The sequence below is a fragment of the Rhizobium grahamii CCGE 502 genome (assembly GCF_000298315.2).
Taxonomy (GTDB): Bacteria; Pseudomonadota; Alphaproteobacteria; order Rhizobiales; family Rhizobiaceae; genus Rhizobium; species Rhizobium grahamii.
Genome location: NZ_AEYE02000038.1, coordinates 128,272 through 143,574, shown reverse-complemented (window position 1 = coordinate 143,574; position 15,303 = coordinate 128,272). Strand labels below are relative to the sequence as shown.

13 protein-coding genes and 2 pseudogenes are annotated in these 15,303 nt (G+C 58.0%); 10 read left to right on the top strand and 5 right to left on the bottom strand.

The features are described 5' to 3' along the window. The first annotated feature begins 18 nt into the window (after positions 1-18). From RGCCGE502_RS32865 to RGCCGE502_RS32845, 5 genes and pseudogenes are all read left to right on the top strand, one after another. Positions 19-891, top strand: coding sequence for a branched-chain amino acid ABC transporter permease (locus RGCCGE502_RS32865; protein WP_016558548.1), 873 nt, complete (start codon positions 19-21; stop codon positions 889-891). Beyond that, the gene (locus RGCCGE502_RS32860; protein ID WP_016558547.1) at positions 888-1,880 is read left to right on the top strand and encodes a branched-chain amino acid ABC transporter permease; all 993 of its coding nucleotides are present in this window, start codon (positions 888-890) and stop codon (positions 1,878-1,880) included. Before RGCCGE502_RS32865 ends, RGCCGE502_RS32860 begins: the two co-directional genes overlap by 4 nt. Then, positions 1,873-2,604: an ABC transporter ATP-binding protein gene (locus RGCCGE502_RS32855; RefSeq protein ID WP_016558546.1), complete on the top strand. Its 732-nt coding sequence runs from the start codon at positions 1,873-1,875 to the stop codon at positions 2,602-2,604. Before RGCCGE502_RS32860 ends, RGCCGE502_RS32855 begins: the two co-directional genes overlap by 8 nt. Beyond that, positions 2,558-3,325: an ABC transporter ATP-binding protein gene (locus tag RGCCGE502_RS32850; RefSeq protein ID WP_071224944.1), complete on the top strand. Its 768-nt coding sequence runs from the start codon at positions 2,558-2,560 to the stop codon at positions 3,323-3,325. Before RGCCGE502_RS32855 ends, RGCCGE502_RS32850 begins: the two co-directional genes overlap by 47 nt. Positions 3,326-3,470: 145 nt before the next feature. After that, positions 3,471-4,816 (top strand): annotated as a pseudogene (locus RGCCGE502_RS32845) (methyl-accepting chemotaxis protein); the annotation flags it as partial. Between the two features lie 3 nt (positions 4,817-4,819). Here the strand turns inward: RGCCGE502_RS32845 and RGCCGE502_RS32840 are convergent. The 4 genes and pseudogenes from RGCCGE502_RS32840 to RGCCGE502_RS32830 form a co-directional block, all read right to left on the bottom strand. Then, positions 4,820-5,593, bottom strand: a complete 774-nt coding sequence (locus RGCCGE502_RS32840; RefSeq protein WP_244441845.1) for a LysR substrate-binding domain-containing protein — start codon at positions 5,591-5,593, stop codon at positions 4,820-4,822. A 33-nt stretch (positions 5,594-5,626) separates the two neighbouring features. After that, positions 5,627-5,800 (bottom strand): annotated as a pseudogene (locus RGCCGE502_RS38545) (LysR family transcriptional regulator); the annotation flags it as partial. Between the two features lie 109 nt (positions 5,801-5,909). Further along, positions 5,910-6,326, bottom strand: a complete 417-nt coding sequence (locus tag RGCCGE502_RS38540) for a hypothetical protein (protein ID WP_016558542.1) — start codon at positions 6,324-6,326, stop codon at positions 5,910-5,912. Positions 6,327-6,955: 629 nt separating this feature from the next. Next, positions 6,956-7,645 (bottom strand): TetR/AcrR family transcriptional regulator, encoded by a 690-nt coding sequence (locus RGCCGE502_RS32830; protein WP_016558541.1) that lies wholly within the window; start codon positions 7,643-7,645, stop codon positions 6,956-6,958. 118 nt (positions 7,646-7,763) lie between these two features. Between RGCCGE502_RS32830 and RGCCGE502_RS32825 the strand changes: the two genes are divergently transcribed. From RGCCGE502_RS32825 to RGCCGE502_RS32815, 3 genes are all read left to right on the top strand, one after another. Continuing rightward, the gene (locus RGCCGE502_RS32825) at positions 7,764-8,714 is read left to right on the top strand and encodes a cyclase family protein (RefSeq protein WP_016558540.1); all 951 of its coding nucleotides are present in this window, start codon (positions 7,764-7,766) and stop codon (positions 8,712-8,714) included. A gap of 8 nt (positions 8,715-8,722) precedes the next feature. After that, positions 8,723-9,490: an SDR family NAD(P)-dependent oxidoreductase gene (locus tag RGCCGE502_RS32820; RefSeq protein ID WP_019280602.1), complete on the top strand. Its 768-nt coding sequence runs from the start codon at positions 8,723-8,725 to the stop codon at positions 9,488-9,490. A 266-nt stretch (positions 9,491-9,756) separates the two neighbouring features. After that, a complete protein-coding gene (locus RGCCGE502_RS32815; RefSeq protein ID WP_016558538.1) occupies positions 9,757-10,758 on the top strand; it encodes an XdhC family protein in 1,002 nt (333 codons plus the stop codon). A gap of 447 nt (positions 10,759-11,205) precedes the next feature. Here the strand turns inward: RGCCGE502_RS32815 and RGCCGE502_RS32805 are convergent, their stop codons facing one another. Then, entirely contained in the window at positions 11,206-12,186 is a 981-nt protein-coding gene (locus tag RGCCGE502_RS32805) for a LacI family DNA-binding transcriptional regulator (protein WP_016558536.1), read from the bottom strand. Positions 12,187-12,276: 90 nt separating this feature from the next. Here RGCCGE502_RS32805 and hisD point away from each other — a divergent pair, with 90 nt between their 5' ends. Further along, positions 12,277-13,587, top strand: coding sequence for a histidinol dehydrogenase (gene hisD, locus RGCCGE502_RS32800; RefSeq protein ID WP_016558535.1), 1,311 nt, complete (start codon positions 12,277-12,279; stop codon positions 13,585-13,587). A 267-nt stretch (positions 13,588-13,854) separates the two neighbouring features. Continuing rightward, positions 13,855-15,294 carry an LLM class flavin-dependent oxidoreductase gene (locus RGCCGE502_RS32795; protein ID WP_016558534.1) on the top strand — a complete coding sequence of 480 codons (1,440 nt, stop codon included), beginning with the start codon at positions 13,855-13,857 and terminating at the stop codon, positions 15,292-15,294. The last annotated feature ends 9 nt before the right edge of the window (positions 15,295-15,303 follow it).

Sequence of the window (15,303 nt, the reverse complement as noted above, 5' to 3'; positions counted from 1 at the left end):
GCCGAGGGGGAATTGACCATGGTTTCGATCGATCTTTTGATTGAAGGGCTCGTCTTCGGTGTTCTTGTCGGCTGCTTTTATGCAGCCGTCAGCATCGGGCTTTCAATTGCATTCGGGCTGCTTGACGTGCCCCATATCGCCCACGCTTCCTTCCTTGTGCTGGCAGCTTACATGACCTTCCTGCTCGGATCCTTCGGGATAGATCCGCTTCTGGCCGGAGCACTTATCCTGATCCCGTTCTTCTTCCTCGGCGCCGCTGTCTACCGCTTCTACTATGAGGCGTTCGAGAAACGGGGCACCGATGCCGGGGTACGGGGCATCGCCTTCTTCTTCGGCATTGCCTTCATTGTTCAGGTCGTGCTTTCACTCGTCTTCGGTCTCGACCAGCAAAGTGTGAGCGCACCCTATATCGGCAGCAGTCTCGCGCTTGGGGAAATGCGAATACCCTGGCGCCTGATTGTCGCGCTAGTGGTGGCTGTCGGACTGGTTCTTAGCCTAAACCTTTACCTGTCCAGAACCTTCCGCGGCCCCGCGATCCGTGCGGTTGCCCAAGACCCCTGGGCTTTGAAGGTGATTGGGGCGAACCCGGTTCTGACCAAACAGTGGGCTTTCGGCCTTGCCACTGCCGCTACAGCGGTCGGCGGGGCGCTCCTGATCATCGTTAGCCCAGTCGAGCCCAGTCTCGACAGGGTCTATATCGGCAGAACTTTCTGCGTCGTGGTCCTGGCAGGCCTGGGAAGTATGAACGGGACATTGATTGCCGGCATTTTGCTGGGGGTGATGGAGTCGCTCGTACTAACAGCGTTGGGAGCCTCATGGGCGCCCGCGGTCGCCTTCGGACTTCTCCTGCTCGTATTGGGCTTGCGGCCACAGGGGCTTTTTGGACGATGAGAAACAGCTCGATCCCATTCTGGTTACTCGCACTCGCGCTCCCGGTCCTGGCCTTTATGTTGCCGAAGCTAGGCCTCAATGAATACTACCTCTATGTCGGGTATGTCATTCTTCAATACGTCGTGCTCGCCACAGCCTGGAACATTCTTGGGGGTTCCGCAGGCTACGTCAATTTTGGCACGGGGGCGTTTTTTGGACTTGGCGCCTACACGGCACTGGTGCTGATGAAGGCATTCGATGCGCCGCTCTTCTTGCAGATTGTCGGTGCGGCGGTTGTTGGCTCCCTGCTTGGCATTGGGGCCGGTTTACTGACGCTTCGCCTCAAGGGCATCTTCTTTTCGATCGCGACGATCGCAGCTGCAATCGTCATCGAGACGTTCATTCTCAACTGGCGCTTCGTCGGCGGCGCAACCGGTATGCAGATCATCCGCCCAGAGGTCCCGTTTGGTTTCGACACCTATACCAGGCTGTTGCTGTTCGTCATGACGATCCTCACGGTGATTGCAGTCATCATTGCCCGCTACATCGAGCAGTCCTGGCTCGGCAGAGGCCTGCATGCGGTGCGAGATGCGGAGGCGGCAGCCGAATGCTCGGGCGTCCCGACATTGCGGCTCAAGCTGATTGCCTGCGCGATATCGGGCGCCCTCATGGCTGCAGCCGGGGCTCCGTTCCCGCTTTATACGAGCTTTGTCGAGCCGAGTTCGACCTTCAGCCTGAATTACTCGGTCATGGCCCTTTCGATGGCTGTGGTCGGCGGAATGTCGCGCTGGTGGGGACCCGTGCTCGGCGCAATCCTGATCGCCGGCAGCCAGCAACTGGCTGCCTCTGCAAGCCCAGAGCTTCACCTGCTGGTGGTTGGACTGCTGATGGTCATCTTCGTGATCGCGGCGCCTGAGGGGCTGGTCGGATTGGCAAAACTCGCGCGCAAAAGCCTGAAACCAGGCGCTAAGTCAATCCGCCTCGTCGAAGGAGCAAAAGCGCATGACTAGCCTTTTGAAGGTGGACGGTGTCACAAAACGGTTCGGCGGCTTCACGGCCCTTACCGACGTCAACCTCGACATTGCCAAGGGCGAACGCCTCGGTCTGATCGGCCCGAACGGCTCAGGCAAGACGACCCTTATCAACTGCATTTCCGGGGTCTTGCCGATCGAAGCGGGAGCAATCGCATTCGATGGCGCAGACATTTCGAAGCTTGCGACCTATCGCAGGGCCAAGGCAGGTCTGGCGAGGACTTTTCAGATCCCGAAGCCGTTCCATTCGATGACGGTCATCGAGAACCTGATGGTGCCACTCGAGTACATCGTCCACCGTCTGATCGATGCGAAAAACCAAAACGCGGTTCATTCCGAAGCGAGCGATCTGCTACGGCGTGTGCGGCTCGCCGATCGCATGAATGCGCCAGCGGGACAGTTGTCGCAGGTTGAGTTGCGCAAACTTGAGCTGGCGAGGGCAGTCGCCACTCGTCCCAAATTGCTGATCTGCGACGAGGCCATGGCTGGCCTTGCCACCAAGGAAGTCCACGAGATCCTTGATATTCTGATGGACCTCAATTCCTCCGGCATCACGATCGTCATGGTGGAGCACATTCTGCAAGCGGTCATGCGGTTCTCGCAGCGCATCGTTTGCCTGACTGCGGGACGGATAATATGCGATGGCGCGCCCGCCGATGTCATGGCCAATCCAGAGGTGCGGAGGGCATATCTTGGCAGTTAGGATAGTGGTGCGCGACCTGCATGCCGGATACGGCACGGTGCAAGTCCTACATGGTCTGTCAATCGAAGCCCGGGAAGGCGAGACCGTTGCCCTCCTCGGTACCAACGGAAACGGCAAGAGCACACTGATGAAGTGCCTGATCGGCGACGTGCGGCCAACGCAAGGCTCTATCACGCTCGAGCTTGACGGACAGGCGATCGACCTGACCCATCTCGACACCGATCAGATCGTCGAGCACGGCATCAGCATCGTCCCAGAGGGGCGGCGGCTATTTCCTCAGCTGACCGTGGAGGAAAATTTGCTCCTCGGCGCCTATCGCAAAGCGGCGAGAAGAAAGATCACCGCCAATCTCGAATTTTGTTATGGCGCTTTCCCGATTTTGAAGGAAAGACGCCGGCAGCTGTCGGGATCGATGTCGGGCGGACAGCAGCAGATGCTGGCGCTTGGCCGGGCGATCATGTCTTCGCCGCGGGTTCTCCTCGTCGACGAGCCTTCCGTCGGCCTGGCGCCGATCATGGTGTCGCAGGCGATCGCGAAGATCGGTGAATTGAAGGAGCAGTTCGGGCTAACGGTCGTCATGGCCGAACAGAACTTTCAGGAAGCGATGCGGATTGCTGACCGCGGCTATGTTCTCGTGCACGGTGAGGTCGCCTTTTCCGCAGAGACCGCGGCTGAACTTCGCGACAGCGAGCTCATCAGCCAACTTTATCTGGGAGGTTGACTGCTAAAACCTGTCTTAACTCCTGAGTCATTTCAAAAAAGCGCTTCAACTGAATCAGCTCCTTTCCTCAGCAGAGGCTTCTATGTCAAATTTCCGCATCTCCAGTAAATTGATCCTGCTGACAACGGGCCTTGTCATCGCCTTCGCCAAAGCATTTGACCCCTGGCAGCTGGTGCTCGGCACGGGCGCCTATCTCGATGACATCGACGAAAAGATCAATCAGGTTTACATTCAGGCATTGGGGATCGTGGCGGCCGTCCTCATTATCAGCTTGATCGGAGCACTTGCGGTGGTGCGTGGCATTACGCGACCGCTCACTCACATACATTCATCTTTATCAGCGGTCTCGAACGACGACGTCTCAATTGCGATTCCGCACACGAACCTGCCGAACGAAATCGGCATGATGGCGAGGGCCACAAAGATCCTGCAAGACAAAGTTCGTGATCGTCTGACCATGGAACAGCGTGAAGCAGACCAGCAGAGATTGATCGAACAGGAGCGTTCCGAGGCCTCTCGGATCCAAGAAGAGGAAGCCGCGGGACAGGCACATGTCGTCAAACAGCTGAGCCAAGCACTCGCGGCACTTTCTGAAGGCGATCTGACGGTGCGTTGCTCAGATCTCGGAAGCCGTTATGATGTCCTGCGCGCCAATTTCAACGCTGCCATAAGCAGGCTCCTTCAGGCAATGCAGGCGGTCGCACGCAATGCCGGTGCCATCACGGCGGGCTCGGAGCAGATCCGCAGTGCATCGGACGAATTGTCGAAGCGCACCGAACAGCAAGCAGCCTCCGTCGAGGAGACGGCTGCGGCCTTGGATGAGATCACGACGACGGTGGCGCAGACGAGCCGGCGCGCTGAAGAGGCAGGGCGTCTTGTGCGCCGGACACGGGAGAACGCCGAGGTTTCAGGGACAGTCGTTGGCCGTGCCATCGAGGCGATGAGCAAAATCGAAGCCTCTTCAGCAGAAATTTCCGGCATCATCGGCGTCATCGATGAGATCGCTTTTCAGACCAATTTGCTGGCTCTCAACGCAGGGGGCGAGGCAGCGCGGGCGGGCGATGCTGGGAAAGGCTTCGCGGTCGTTGCCCAGGAGGTGCGTGAACTTGCGCAGCGCTCTGCCAAGGCCGCGCAACAGATCAATCAGCTGATTGCCATCTCGAACGTCCACGTCCAAACCGGAGTCGCCTTGGTTGGTGAAACAGGCAGTGCGCTCAGTACTATCGTGTCGCAGGTCAAGGAGGTGAGCGACAATGTCGAGGCGATTGTTGAAGCTGCCAAGGAGCAGTCTCTCGGAATCGCCGAGATCAACCAGGCAATCAACGTCGTTGACCGCGGCACCCAGCAAAATGCGGCGATGGTCGAGGATCCGCTGCAGCCGCCCACAGTCTTGCAGCCGAAGCGGCTGCACTGTTCCAGTTGCTGGCCCAGTTCAACGTCGGTGGCGGCGCGATATCTCACGTCACGCCCAAGATGGCCGCCGCCGGCTAATGCTCATGGACCGTTGCCAAGCATGTCGATGGAAGCTTGCTGATCATCTGCCCTGATCGGCGCAGGCGTGGTTGTCATCACGGCGCCCAGCCAGTTGTTTCCTTCAACCTTTCGATGGATCTGATCGAGAAGCATTTGGTGAAAGAGCTTGGCAGGAATTGTCAGTTCCGTCTGCGGAGGGCTTACAAATGCCCAGTCGACAAAGAGGCCCTCAATAGGGCTTGCTGAAATAAGCCCCTGGCTAAGGGCCGCGGCGATCGCACAATAGGGCAGGATACTGTAAGCCGCGCCTTTCGCGACGAGTGCTGCAATCATGCTCGTCGAATTGCTGTCAGCCAAGACCCGCATCGGAAGCTGGCTGCGCCCAAAAGCGTCTTCGATCGCCACCCGGAAATTGTTCATTCTATTGGTCAGGATGAGCGGCTTGCCAGCAGCTCTATCGAGAGTAAGCTGCTGATTAAGGTCGTACTTCTCAGCAGCAGGGGCCACGAGGAAAAGAGTTTCCCTGAATAGAAACTCGGAGCGCAAGCCCTGGTTCTCATCGGAGACGACGATTGCGCAGTCGATTTTGCTCTGCTGGATACCGGCAATGAGATCCAAACTGATCCCTTCGCGAATATGAAGATGAACATCGGCATACTGCCGGCAGTAAGCGTCGACCAGTTCGATGCTCAGCATGTGGGAGATGGCGGGGGGCAATCCGACCGTGAGATGGCCTCGGGGTTCTGATTGATCGGCAACGACATCCCGAAGCTTGTCAAATTCGTAGACGAGCACTGTTGCTCTTTCACGCAGAGCCTTGCCCGCAGCGGTCAGGGCAACGCCATGGCCGGATCGAATGAAAAGGGCTTCACCTAGATCCTCTTCGAGAAGTCGGATCTGTCTTGAAAGAGCCGGCTGAGCGATATTGAGAACTTCAGAGGCACGCGTAAAATTGCCGTGTTCGGCGATCTCGAGAAAATACCGGATTTGCCGCAGATTCATGCTTGTGTTCCCGCCCTGTTCAGCTTTTGCTTATATCATGCCGTCAAGTTGAAAGAGGCGTCAACTGGCGCAGCGGCGCGAACGCCTCGAGCTTCGACTACGATGACGTTCAGACAAGCTCCACTGCGACAGGATGCGTCGATATCGAATGACGCTTCGGGGGGATCCACGGCCACGCCGTGTCGAGCCGCTGGCTCGACACGGTTGACGTCAGCCGGCCGCCTGGTTTATCTCCCGCACTAACGTTGGTGTAACATGGACCGCGGAAATCGTTCTCCGCCATGATGGCTGCACGCTCGCTTGAACATTTTACATTTGATGATGCCGCTGGCCCCTTCACCGCTTCTGGCGTGTCGAGACCCAGGAGCGCCGCCTCGCCGATCTCCACCTGAATAACAGACAAGCTGGCCCTTTCGATGATCTGGCGCGCTGCGACGCCGCCTTCAAACTGCAAAATTTGTGGATCGATATTGGAAAAATTACCGGGATCCCATGCCTTCCCTGACACGCGGCGCGCACGATGCAATCCTCTCCAGAAGTTTTGAAGGCGGCGATTAGCTCATCGAGGTGCGAACAGCAGGCTTGGCCATATCTGCGAGCATGATCAGTGTCCCGTCGATATGGCAACCTTTTGAAATGAGAGGTGTGATCAAGGAGCTCGCCATTCCCGGTGAGATAATGCGGATTTTCCGCCACCTCTATGTTCAGACCCTCAACTGCAGTCTCCACCTCTGTCCGACGGTGGCCGGTCACAAGGATGACAGCCGCCGCCTTCGACCCGAGTGCAACTGCCGCCATGCGGCGAACCAGCGGAACGACGTCGAACTTAAGCAATTTGCGCCCACCAGTTGGACCCAATTTTGGCCGCCCGACCGGCCGCAAGCAGGATAATTGCGACGCGGCGAGTGACGCTTTGTTAGTGCGCTCCCACCGATGTTTCGTCCGCATCCAGTGGGCGGATGATGCAGTCTTTCGCAGCACAAACTCCGCGCCCCTGCCGCCTCCCGGGCTTTGGTTGGATGTTCTCATTGCACGGGAGGCGGCGCGGGGGAGGACATCAGCGCCTATATTTATCGCTCGATAATTTAATTTGTCAACAGTAATATTCCCTGGGTTCGGTGGAAGACTCGCAGTAACGCAGTCATACGAGCGCTTCTAATGATCGATTGATCGCTTGGATTGCGCCGCAATCGCTGCCGGCTTCATTGCGGAAATCTTAGAAAAATGTACCTGGATTCCGTGGTGGAAGACGTCCACGACGTTGGCGATGATCTTTTGACGGTCTTTGGGAGGCGGAAGGCTGAAGATGTGCTCTCGAACGCCCAGATAGAAGATGCCGCTGTGCAATGCCCAGGCAAGCTCAAGTTCTTCAGCTTCCGGCTGCATCTCGGCGTCGAGACCTGCCAAATGGCGGTATTCCTTGATGATACGCTGGAGGATCCGCTCCTCCAGAAGGCCAATGTACCAGCGGTTGATGTCGGCGCCTTTAAGGCCCGAAAAGAGATAGATGCGCATCCAATCGCGGGTGAAAATCGCGCGCGTATAGCTATCGTAGAAGGCTTTCAACCGCCAGTCCAAAGGCTTGGTCCGGTCGCAGAGTAGCCGGTCCCACTCGACGTCCCAGCGTTCCAGATAAACCGATCGATAGGCTTCGCGGATGAGGTCTTCCTTGCTTGGGAAGTAGCGATAGAGCAGGGGCTGCGTAATGCCCAGCTGCCGGGCAATCTCGCGGGTACTGCTCTCGAAACCATGCTCCGAAAAAAGGTTGATGGCCTTCTGGAGGATCTCTTCGCGCCTTTCGGTGGGCGGTAGGCGGCGTCTCTTGGCGGGTTGCTTTGGAACCATTTTCCTTCGGAGGTCAGGGTGTTGCCGATGCGACCCTTCTAACACGGAAAAAGATCTCTTGACTACCATGCCCGATGAGGGTTATTTATCGAACGATAACTTAGGAGGAGGGTTCATCATGACGTTCACCCGTCAGGCGATTTATGACGCCGCCAAGAAGGTTTCCAACTGGGGGCGCTGGGGTGACGACGACCAGATCGGCACTCTCAACAATATTGAGCCCGCCGACATCGTTGCGGCTGCTTCACTGGTCAGGAAGGGCAGGACCTTTTCCCTGGGGCTGTCGTTGAAGGAGCCGATCCAGTCAGGCATGTTTGGAGGTCGCTGGAACCCGATCCACACGATGCTGGCAACGGGCACGGATGCGGCCGCCGGCAATCAGGACGAACCAGCACCCTATCTGCGCTACGCCGATGACGCGATCAACATGCCTTGCCAGGCTTCGACGCAATGGGATGCGCTCTGCCACATCTTCCTCGATGAAAAGATGTATAACGGCTACGACGCAAAGCTGGTCGACGTCAAAGGCGCCAAGAAGCTCGGCATCGAGCACTATCGCGACAAGATGGTCGGGCGCGGCGTGCTTCTCGACATAGCTCGCTGGAAAGGTGTCGATTCTCTGGACGACGGTTACGCGATCACGCCTACCGACCTCGATGGCTGCGCGGCCTCGCAGGGCGTGGAGATCCGCAAGGGCGATTTCGTGATCGTTCGCACCGGCCATCAGGAGCGTTGCCTGGCGATGGGAAGTTGGGCGGGCTATGCCGGAGGCGATGCGCCCGGTATGGGTTTTGATACCTGCTTCTGGCTTCGCGACAAGGACGTTGCCGGCATCTGCACCGACACGTGGGGATGCGAAGTGCGTCCAAATCAAACCAAGGAAGCCAACCAGCCCTGGCACTGGGTCGTCATTCCGGCGATGGGGATCGCGATGGGAGAGATCTTCTACCTCAAGGAGCTGGCCGAGGATTGCGCCGAGGACGAGGTCTATGAGTTCTTTTTCCTGGCCCCGCCCTTGCATCTGCCGGGCGGCGCTGGCTCTCCGATCAATCCGCAAGCGATCAAGTGAACGAAACCATGTCTGGTTTCAACATCCTTGATCGGCTTTCGCTATCCGGCCGTCGCGCTCTCGTCACCGGCGCTGGCCGGGGGCTTGGTCGCTCGATCGCCGAAGGATTGGCAAGCGCCGGCGCAGAGGTCACCCTCTGCGCCCGGACCGAAAGCGAGGTCGAAGAGGGCGCCCGGTCCATCCGCGACCATGGTTTCAAGGCTGAGGCGCTTGTTGCAGACGTCCGCGATATCGCCGGCTTTCGCGCAACCGTCGACGCAATGCCCGCTTACGACATTTTCGTCAACAATGCCGGCACGAACAGGCCGAGGCCACTCTCAGATGTTACTGTTGAGGACTTCGACGCTGTGATGGGATTGAACCTGCGGGCCGCTGTCTTTGCGGCCCAGGCAATCACGACCCGTATGGCAAATCTCCGCATACAAGGTTCAGTCATCAACATGTCGTCGCAAATGGGGCATGTCGGCGCTGCCAATCGGACGATCTACTGTGCCTCCAAGTGGGCTCTGGAAGGATTTACGAAAGCGCTTGCCGTTGAGCTTGGCCCTGTCGGGATCCGCGTCAATACGGTTGCGCCCACATTCATCGAAACGCCAATGACGAGACCGTTTCTGGAGGATCCCGCTGCCCGCAACGCCATGGTCTCCAAAATCAAGCTTGGCCGCCTGGGTACGCCCGAGGATGTGGTGGGAGCGGTGCTGTTCCTTGCTTCGGATGCCTCGGCGCTTGTGACGGGAAGCGCTCTCCTGGTTGATGGCGGATGGACCGCGGAATGATCGTGACGGGGGACTGCGGTCACGCCGCAGCGCCGCCTGCAAATCACGCCGGATGGCCAAGCATAACCACCTGTTTCGCCACGCGAAACTTGGTTGTTGCGGATGTTGATACTTGACATAGAAGGCGTTTAGTGTTCGACTGATAAATAAGGTTCTTTGGGAGGAGGGCCGCGGAGCCGAAAGGGTTTTCGAGCCAGCACCCGCGCCATAGCCGCCTGCGCAAGGATCAGAGAGCACTTCGCGACGACGGATTCGGAGGATTGCCGATGCGATGTGAATTGCAAGCCGCGCCTTTGCTGTCAGGCGCGCATCCGGCGCTCGCCGATCCATGGGAATTTTCCAGCAATGCCACCTGCGAGGGTGTGGTTCTGGCCGTTCTGACGGAAACTCGTGGTCCAGCCTATCGCTCGCCAGGAGCGGCCATGGCAATTCTTCCCGATGGGAGTTTTGCCGGGGCGATCACCTCGGGCTGTGTTGAAGCGGACCTCATCCTGCATGCAAATGATATTCGCGTTGGCGGCGATGTGCGGGTGCTTCGCTATGGCGAGGGATCGAGCTTCATCGACATCCGTCTACCCTGCGGCGGTGGCATCGATGTCATGTTGTTTCCGCTGCGGGATGTCCAGGTGCTGCGGAAGCTTTCCAAGGCCAGGAAGCTCCGGCGGCCCGTCAGCCTGCAGATCTCGAAATCAGGGCGACTTACGCTCGCGCCGGTCCGCGAAACAAAGAACGATGCGCATGGTTTCACACTCGGGTTCGAGCCGCCGCTGCAGTTCTTGACGTTCGGAGCTGGACCGGAGGCGTCGGTCTTTGCCGCTTTAGTCGAGGGGCTCGGTTACGAACAGCTGCTGGTCTCTCATGACGCCATGACACTTGCATCGACGCGCGCCTCCGGTAACAAGTGCCGCGAGCTGACCAACCTTTCAGAGCTTTTTGCATTGCAGGTCGATGCGCGCACAGCAGCCGTCCTCTTTTATCATGATCACGATTACGAGCCGGAAATTCTCAAGCATCTTTTGACGTCCTCTGCATTCTATATCGGAGCCCAGGGCAGTCGCGCCACTCAACGCTCAAGATTGCAGCGTCTGGAAGAGATTGGTGTCCCCCTTGAACGGTCGAGCCGGATTCGCGGGCCGATCGGTGTGATCCCCTCATCGCCCGATCCAAAGTCGCTGGCGGTGTCGGTGCTCGCCGAAATCATGGTAGCCGGTCCGCAGGTTTCCGGAGCACCACAGGGCCGCAACCCGGCGAAGGAGTGTTGTCTATGACTGATCATCCTTTCTACCAAATCGGCGCGAAGAGAGCCGCAGCCTCGGTTCCCTTGAAGGTAAGGCTTCACAAATGGTTGTCATGGCTGCGTGACGGGGCCGCGCAGCTTGGCTCAGCATATTGTGTCTACGGTGCCGACGACCTCGGCGTAAAGGCGACCCGACGTCTGGCGAACGTTGCGGGCAGGCTAGGCGAGGCGGAGAATAGCGGACGTGCGAGGCGGTCGTGTTAACTCCAGGCGGGAAAACAACAGACGAACCCGTCGGGCTCGCGGCCTATGGCTCTTTCGGCGACCTGATTTGATGCTTACCCTCGACCGTTTCCGACGGTTGCAGTCCACGTGCATCACGTCAGCACGACCCGTTGATATGCAAAGGCCCTCGCAATACCTGTATCGCAGATTTCATGCGCTTGCGTCACGCAAACGATCGTCCCGCCGACTGCGATCAAGTGCTGGCACGCATGACTAGCGTTCCCGACAACATGCGCGTGGACCCATAATCGGAGGCCTTGATGTTGGGATCGTCGATCAGACTGACTGCCTCCTGCACCATCCGCTCGACCGGTTGGCGGATCGTCGTGAGTTGGTAGGAACTCCAGCTCGCCATCGGGATGTCGTCGAAACCGGCGACGGCGAGATCCTTCGGGATGCGCAATCCCCGCTCTTTTGCCGCATCGATGACCGCCAAAGCCATGATGTCGTTGCAGCAGAAGATCGCGTCCGGCGGATGGATGGCCGAAAGAAGGTGGACAACTGCCTGCTTTGCGATCTCATACTGATAGTTTCCGCTTGCCTGCACGTGAATGGTTCGCCCCGCCTCGGCAAGCACATCACGAAACCCTCGAACGCGCTCGGCATGGGTCGATGTATTGGCGACGCCACCGATTAAGCCGATCCTCTGGTAACCACGCTCGAGCAACAGCCGACCGATATCTCGACCACCCTGGTAATTGTCGCAGGAGACCGCGTTGATGCGCATGTCGCGCTGTATCCGGTTGAGCAGAACGGCCTTGATCTGATTTTGCCGGCACGCACGCGCCATGTTCGATGTCAGAGATGCGGAAGTTACGATGATGCCAGATGGACGTACCGCCAGCACCTGGTCTGTGACCGCGTCGATGTTGCAGTCAGTGGGAAGGGCATAAACCAGCAACTGGCGCTCGCTCTCTTGCAGGTGTCTTGCAAGCGTATCGAGCACGAGCGGGTAAAAGGGGTTGTGAAGGTCCCCCGCAACCAGCGTTATCGTGCTTGCCGCCACGGCCTTGGCGGTCCGTCGGGCCGGGCTGATGTAACCGATCTCCTCCGCCACCGCGAAGATCTTCTTCTTCTTTTCGGGATTGATCGAGGCCCCTGGTGTGAAGGCCCGGGAAACAGCAGCGATGGAGACGCCGGCTGCATGAGCAACTTGTTTTGCGGTCGGCTTCATCGATGTCGTCCTGAAAATTTTTCATAACGGGCATGAAAACTTGCAACATAGATGTAGCAGCTTATGCTCTCCACAGAAAGGGAGAAGACGATGGCTAGTACCTATATCAAGCGCGGAAAGCCGGAAAACGAACGATCCGAAGATGATCAGAAGGTCCGTTCCACCGTTGAAAATATCCTGAAGGATATCGAGGCGCGAGGCGATGCCGCGGTCCGCGAACTCTCGGAAAAATTCGACAAATACTCGCCAGCGTCTTTCAAGCTCTCTGCGAGCGAGATTGAGGCGCTAATGAACCGGGTTTCGGCTCGTGACATGGAAGACATCAAATTCGCGCAGGCCCAGGTTCGCAATTTTGCGCAGGCTCAGCGCGACTCCATGCTCGATATCGAGGTCGAGACATTGCCGGGCGTTATTCTTGGCCACAAGAACATCCCCGTTCAGTCGGTCGGCTGCTACATCCCCGGGGGCAAGTTTCCTATGGTGGCTTCGGCTCACATGTCGGTTGCGACCGCCTCTGTGGCCGGCGTGCCGCGGATTGCTGCCGCAACGCCGGCATTCAAGGGTGAACCGAACCCGGCCGTCATCGCGGCGATGCATCTTGGCGGCGCTCACGAAATCTACGTGCTGGGCGGCGTCCAGGCCATCGGAGCGCTTGCTATCGGCACCGAGACGATTGAGCCGGTGCATATGCTCGTCGGCCCTGGCAATGCCTTCGTTGCCGAGGCAAAGCGCCAGCTGTACGGCCGCGTGGGGATCGACCTTTTTGCCGGCCCGACGGAAACAATGGTCATTGCCGATGAAACCGTCGATGCCGAGGTCTGCGCGACTGACCTGCTAGGTCAAGCCGAACATGGCTATAACTCGCCAGCTGTCCTGGTCACCAATTCTCACAAACTTGCGCAGGCAACGCTGGCGGAAATCGACCGCATCCTGAAAATCTTGCCCACTGCCGACACCACGTCAAAGAGCTGGGCGGACTATGGTGAGATCATCGTTTGTGACACCTATGAAGAGATGCTCGACGTTGCCAATGATATCGCCTCGGAGCATGTCCAGGTGATGACTGACCGGGATGACTGGTTTCTTGCCAACATGCATTCTTACGGCGCCCTGTTCCTTGGCCCCCGCACAAACGTGGCCAATGGCGACAAGGTCATCGGCACGAACCACACGCTGCCGACGAAGAAGGCCGGCCGCTACACCGGTGGCCTATGGGTGGGGAAATTTATTAAGACCCATTCCTATCAGAAGGTCCTGACGGATGAGGCGGCCACGATGATCGGCCAATATTGTTCGCGGCTTTGTATGCTGGAAGGCTTCATCGGTCACGCGGAGCAAGCCAATGTGCGCGTCAGGCGTTATGGCGGCCGCAACATCGCCTACGGAACGGCGGCCGAATGATTGCCTGAAGGAGCTTGCGTTCAGACGCTCTTGCTGTAGTCCCTTGGGACCACAAAGTCAGATCTCATGACATCGCCAACAATGAGTTTGGGCGGCCATCTTCCACAATGTGAAGCTACAAACCCTCACGTGGCGCCCCCGAAGGTCACCGATACGAATTTTTCCATCAGGGACGAAAAAATCTTCCGCTTATGTATCTATAAAAATCATAGAAAATCTATATAATTGACCGCGCGATGTTAGGTTGTCCCGATGAAGAGGGACACCATGACTCGCCACATCCGATTTAACGCCTTCGATATGAGCTGCGTTGGCCACCAGTCGCCCGGTCTTTGGGCTCATCCCGACGACAGGTCGTGGACCTATAAGGATCTCGAATACTGGCAGAATTTGGCTCGCACACTCGAGCGCGGCATCTTTGATGGCATCTTCATCGCTGATGTGATTGGTTATTATGACGTCTACAAAGGTTCCAACTACCACGCCATTCACCAGGCGGCACAGATCCCCGTCAACGATCCCCTGCAGTTGGCCGCGCCAATCGCGCTTGCCACCGAACATCTTGGCATCGGCATCACGGCGTCTACCTCGTTCGAGCATCCCTATACCTTTGCGCGCAGGCTTGCGACGGCCGATCACCATACCAAGGGCCGTGTCGGCTGGAACATCGTTACGTCCTACCTCGAAAGCGGCGCGAAGAACGTTGGCCAGGCAGGGCTGAAACGTCACGACAACCGCTACGAGATCGCGAGCGAGTACGTGGAGGTACTCTACAAGTTGCTTGAGGGGTCGTGGGAAGAAGGCGCCGTCGTGCGGGATCGGGATCGGCGCATCTTTACAGACCCCACAAAGGTCCACGAGATCGGGCACAAGGGCAAATATTTTGATGTGCCCGGCTACCAGCTGTCGGAGCCGTCCCCGCAGAGAACGCCGGTACTCTATCAGGCTGGGGCTTCAGGTCCCGGCAAGGCTTTCGCGGCCGGCCATGCCGAGTGCATCTTCGTCGCTGCGCCGACAAAATCTCTCCTGAAGGGCTACGTCTCCGATATCCGCGAGCGTATCGCGGCCGTTGGGCGCGATCCGAAGAAGGTGTTCATCTACACGCTGATCACGATCATAACAGATGAGACCGAGGCGAAGGCGCGGGCCAAGTTCGAGGAATACAAGCGCTACGTGTCTTATGACGGCTCGCTGACCTTCATGTCCGGCTGGAGTGGCATCGATTTCGGTCAGTATGCGCCCACCGATGTCGTCGAGCGGATTGAAACAAACGCGATCCACTCCTTCGTCGAGCACATTGCCGGCGGCGACAAATCATGGACCATCGATGAACTAGCGAAATTCGGTGGCATCGGCGGAATGGGGCCGGTCTTTGTTGGCTCGGGCGAGCAGATTGCCGATATTCTGCAAGAATGGGTGGCTGAAACCGGCGTCGATGGTTTCAACATCGCCTATGCGGTGACGCCCGGCAGCTTCGAAGATGTCGTCGAGCACGTTGTGCCACAACTTCAGAAACGAGGCGCCTATCCGACAGCCTACCGCCCCGGAACGCTCCGCGAAAAGTTGTTCGGCAACGGTCCCTATCTACCAGCCACTCATCCGGCTGACGCGTATCGGGACATCGAGGCGGTCAAGCGCCGCGAAGCCGATGCCCTGGACGCCCCAGCTGAAAACGATTGGTGCGTTATCGCTGCCACAGCCTCTTAAACATTAGGT